This window comes from Streptomyces sp. NPDC030838, from assembly GCF_055572035.1.
The window spans coordinates 1-4,698 of sequence record NZ_JBVIED010000030.1 but is presented as its reverse complement, the minus strand read 5'-3'; the positions used below and the strand labels follow the sequence as shown (position 1 = coordinate 4,698).

At 73.1% G+C, this 4,698-nt stretch carries 4 protein-coding genes; 2 read left to right on the top strand and 2 right to left on the bottom strand.

The annotated features are described in order from the left end of the window. Window positions 1–173 precede the first annotated feature (173 nt). Both ACZ42A_RS38895 and ACZ42A_RS38890 read right to left on the bottom strand, forming a co-directional pair. Complete coding sequence (locus tag ACZ42A_RS38895; protein ID WP_468532112.1) at window positions 174–1,076, bottom strand: tRNA (adenine-N1)-methyltransferase; 903 nt, start codon at window positions 1,074–1,076, stop codon at window positions 174–176. Between the two features lie 113 nt (window positions 1,077–1,189). Beyond that, on the bottom strand, window positions 1,190–2,734 hold the full coding sequence (locus ACZ42A_RS38890; protein ID WP_468532111.1) for a site-2 protease family protein: 1,545 nt from the start codon (window positions 2,732–2,734) through the stop codon (window positions 1,190–1,192). Between the two features lie 175 nt (window positions 2,735–2,909). Between ACZ42A_RS38890 and ACZ42A_RS38885 the strand changes: the two genes are divergently transcribed. Together ACZ42A_RS38885 and ACZ42A_RS38880 are read left to right on the top strand one after the other, a co-directional pair. After that, window positions 2,910–3,866, top strand: a complete 957-nt coding sequence (locus ACZ42A_RS38885; protein WP_468532110.1) for a RecB family exonuclease — start codon at window positions 2,910–2,912, stop codon at window positions 3,864–3,866. A gap of 14 nt (window positions 3,867–3,880) precedes the next feature. Continuing rightward, window positions 3,881–4,552: a response regulator gene (locus tag ACZ42A_RS38880; protein ID WP_073942070.1), complete on the top strand. Its 672-nt coding sequence runs from the start codon at window positions 3,881–3,883 to the stop codon at window positions 4,550–4,552. Window positions 4,553–4,698 lie beyond the last annotated feature (146 nt).

Genomic DNA, 4,698 nt, shown 5'->3' with positions numbered 1-4,698 from the left:
CCCCCCCCCCCCCCCCCCCCCCCCCCCCTCCCTCCCCCCCCCCCCCCCCCCCCCCCCCCCCCCCCCCCCCCCCCCCCCCCCCCCCCCCCCCCCCCCCCCCCCCCCCCCCCCCCCCCCCCGGGACGTTGTACGCGGTACCGGGAGGGTGGGTGGGAGCCCACACAGCCGCCGCCTCAGCGGCCGAGGCCTCCGTCGGCGTTGGGGCCCGTGTAGTCCTCGCCGTAGGCGCCCTTGGCGGGGCGGCGGCGGCGCATGGGGGGCTCGACGCCGTCCGCGAGGCGGCGGGCGGTGAGGAGGAAGCCGGTGTGGCCGATCATCCGGTGGTCCGGGCGGACGGCCAGGCCCTCGATGTGCCAGTTGCGGATCATCGTCTCCCAGGCGGTCGGCTCGTTGAAGCAGCCGATCTCGCGGATGGACTCGACGGTCCGGGCGAGCTGGGTGGTGGTCGCGACGTAGCAGCACACGATGCCGCCGGGGACCAGCGCCTTGGAGACGGCCTCCAGGCACTCCCAGGGGGCGAGCATGTCGAGGATGACGCGGTCGACGTCGGTGTCGCTCAGGTTGTCCTGGAGGTCACCGACGGTGAGCTGCCAGGCGGGGTGCGGGCCGCCGAAGTAGCGCTCCACGTTCTGCCTGGCGATCTCGGCGAAGTCCTCGCGGCGCTCGTAGGAGTGCAGCATGCCCTGGTCGCCGATGGCCCGCAGCAGGAAGCTGCTGAGCGAGCCGGAGCCGACGCCGGCCTCCACGACGCGGGCGCCGGGGAAGATGTCGGCGAAGGCGAGGATCTGCCCCGCGTCCTTGGGGTAGACGACGGCTGCCCCGCGGGGCATGGACAGGACGTAGTCGGGGAGCAGGGGGCGCAGCGCGAGATAGGCGACGTTCCCCGTCGTACGGACAACGCTGCCCTCGGGAGCGCCGATCAGTTCGTCGTGCGGGAAGGAACCCTTGTGGGTGTGGAAGTTCTTCCCGGCCTCGAGCGTGAACGTGTAGTGGCGGCCCTTGGGGTCGGTCAGCTGTACCTGGTCCCCGACCTTGAAGGGCCCGCGGCGGCGGGCGGCACCGGTCGGTTCGGACATGTGAACAGCCTACCGGGGTTTGCCGGGGTCGCCGACCACGGCCTCGGCCTCCGCTTCGGCCTCCGCTTCGGCTTCGGCTTCGGCTTCGGCTTCGGCTTCGGGGAGGACGGTGCTCAGCTGGGCCGGGCCATCGCCTTGACGAAGGCGCGCTCGACGTCGGCGGCGGACAGGACGCCGTAGATCTCGCCGGTCTCCTCGACCACCAGGTACTCGGTGGCGGGGTGGGCGCGCAGGGCCTCCAGCAGGTCCTCGCCGGCCAGCTCGGCGGAGACGCGCATTCCGTCGGTGAGCTCCTGGGCGAGGCCGCTGACGGCGACCCAGGGGCGGCGGTGCTCGGGGACGCCGACGATGGCCGCCTCGCGGACCAGGGAGATCGGGGCGCCGTCGGCGTCGACGACGACCAGGGCGCGGGCGCCGGCGTCGTTGGCGCGGCGCAGGGCCTCGGAGAGCGGGGTGTCGGTCCGGACGGGGACCGCGCGGCGGGTGAGGGTGCGGGCGCGCAGCTCGGGGAGGTGTTCGCGCAGCCGGGCGACGCGGAGGCTGTTGCCGGCGCCGGTCCAGATGATCGCGGCGAGGATCGCGGCGAGCAGGGCGTCCATGACGGTGTCCATGCCGACGCTGTCCTCGGCGCCGGTGCCGAGCGCGCCGGACTGGGTGAGCAGCGGCAGGCCGATCAGGACGGAGACGGCGAGCGCGCGGCCGACCCAGGCGGCGGCGATCGTGCCGCTCATGGGCTTGCCGGTGATCTTCCAGACGACGGCGCGGAGCATGCGGCCGCCGTCCAGGGGAAGGCCGGGCAGGAGGTTGAAGGCGGCCACGATGAGGTTGGAGATCATCAGGCCGGCGAGCAGGACGCCGGGGACCGTGCCGGGCTCGACGGGCTGCATGGCGAGGTAGAAGAGGCCGGCGAGGACGAGCGAGAGCAACGGCCCGACGAAGGCGAGGACGAACTCCCTGCCGGGGGTCTCGGCCTCCTTCTCGATCTCGGAGACGCCGCCGAAGAACTGGAGCTGGATGCGGCGGACCGGGAGTTTGAAGCGGATGGCGGCGATCGTGTGGGCCAGCTCGTGGACGAGGACGGAGGCGTAGAAGGCGACCGCGAAGAACAGCGAGACCAGGTAGCGGGCGGCGCCGAGCTCGGGTAGGACGCGGTCCAGCTGGCCGCCGAAGACCCAGGTGATCAGGGCGGCGACGAGGAACCAGCTGGGCGCGACGTACACGGGCACCCCGAAGGGCCGCCCCATCAGCAGCCCGCCCCCGGGCTCGGGGCGCTGGGGCACGGGGCCCTTGGCGCCGCTGTGTGCGTGCGGGCGCTCCTGGGCGTCGGGGTGGGCGGGCGTCTTGCCGAGGCGGACCTCACCGCCGTGGCGGTCACCGCGCTCCGGGGCACCACCGGGGACACCGGCCGGCCCCTGCTGGGTCGGGGGGGCCGCCTGGAGTGCCGGGGATTCGGGGGTCTCGGAGGCCTCACGAGTCTCGGCGGTCTCGGCGGTCTCGGTGATTTCTACCGCCGGACCCTCCGGCTGCCGCCGGGTCGGCTCCTCGGTGGGACCGTCGCCTCCCGCTGCCGCCGACCCTTCGCCCCGCTGGGCGGGCTTCTCCGTGGCGGAGTTGTCGTTGCCCGACCGCGGCTGCCCGCTCCCGCCGCTCTCGTCCACGATGTCCCCTCGTTCGAAGCGTGTCCCGCGCCTGCCGGGCGGAAGGTCTCGGGTCGATGGTATGCGGCCGTCGAGGTGCGTTCCGCCCCGGCACCCCCTCTGTTTTCCCCGTCGTCGGCGGTGAACACGACCGCGACGGGGTCACTGTCAGTGGCGGGCCGTAAGGTCTGTGGGCATGGAGACGAGCACCGAGGGCGTGACGGAGGCCCACAGCGACGGTACGGCGGAGGCCGTGACCGTGCCCGGCGACGTGGTCGCGGAGACGGCGACCACGGGGAACGGCACCGCGTCCCTCGCCATACCGCCCGCCTCCCTCTCCCCCTCGCGTGCCGGCGACTTCATGCAGTGCCCGTTGCTCTACCGGTTCCGGGTGATCGACCGGCTGCCGGAGAAGCCCAGCGAGGCTGCGACCAAGGGCACGCTGGTGCACGCGGTGCTGGAGCGGCTCTTCGACGCGCCCGCCGCGGAGCGCACCGCGCCGCGCGCCAAGTCGTTGATTCCGGGCCAGTGGGACCGGCTGCGGGAGTCCCGGCCGGAGCTGGCCGAGCTGTTCGCCGACGACCCGGAGGGCGAGCGGCTGGCCCGCTGGCTCGGTGAGGCGGAGCGGCTGGTCGAGCGCTGGTTCACGCTGGAGGATCCGAGCCGGCTGGAGCCGGCCGAGCGGGAGCTGTTCGTCGAGGCGGAGCTGGAGTCGGGGCTCCGGCTGCGCGGGATCATCGACCGGGTCGACGTGGCGCCCACCGGCGAGGTGCGGATCGTCGACTACAAGACGGGCAAGGCACCGCGGCCGGAGTACGCCGAGGGCGCGCTGTTCCAGATGAAGTTCTATGCCCTGGTCGTCTGGCGGCTGAAGAACGTCATTCCGCGCCGCCTCCAGCTCGTCTATCTCGGCAGTGGTGACGTGCTGACGTACGACCCGGTCCTGGCGGACCTGGAGCGGGTGGAGCGCAAGCTGCTCGCCCTGTGGGACGCGATCCGGCTGGCCACCGAGACCGGCGACTGGCGGCCGCGTCCCACGAAACTGTGCGGCTGGTGTGACCACCAGGCGCACTGCCCCGAGTTCGGCGGCACTCCCCCGCCCTACCCGCTCCCCGTGAGCACGGCCACGCAGGGCAGAATGGGGCCGGACTAGCGAAGGAGACTTACGTGGCCATCCGCGTCCTACTGGTCGACGACCAGCCGCTGCTGCGTACGGGCTTCCGGATGATCCTGGAGGCCGAGCAGGACATCGCGGTCGTCGGCGAGGCCGGAGACGGCCTCCAGGCACTCGACCAGGTGCGGGCCCTGCAGCCCGATGTGGTCCTGATGGACATCCGTATGCCGCGGATGGACGGCGTGGAGGCCACCCGGCAGATCACCGGCCCGGGGCGGGACGGCCCGGCCAAGGTGCTGGTGCTGACCACCTTCGACCTGGACGAGTATGTGGTGGAGGCCCTGCGGGCCGGGGCGAGCGGGTTTCTGCTGAAGGACGCGCCCGCCCATGAACTGGTGCAGGCGATCCGCGTGGTGGCCGCCGGTGAGGCCATGCTCGCCCCGAGCATCACCCGCCGGCTGCTCGACAAGTACGCCACGCATCTGCCGTCCGGCGACGAGCCGGTGCCGGACACGCTGAACACCCTCACGGACCGCGAGGTCGAGGTGCTGAAGCTGGTGGCGCGGGGTCTGTCGAACGCCGAGATCGCCGCGGACCTGTTCGTCAGCGAGACGACCGTGAAGACCCATGTCGGCCATGTCCTGACCAAGCTGGGGCTGCGGGACCGGGTGCAGGCCGCGGTGTACGCGTACGAGAGCGGGCTGGTGCGCCCCGGCGCGCAGTAAGCCGTACGACGACGGCGAGGGGCGGCCCTTCCTCCCGGGAGGAAGGGCCGCCCCCCCCGTCCCTTCCCCCCCAACCCCCTCCTGGCCCCCCAAAACAAAAACCCCCTGGGGCGCCCAAGAAATACCCTAGGAAACAGAAGACCCCC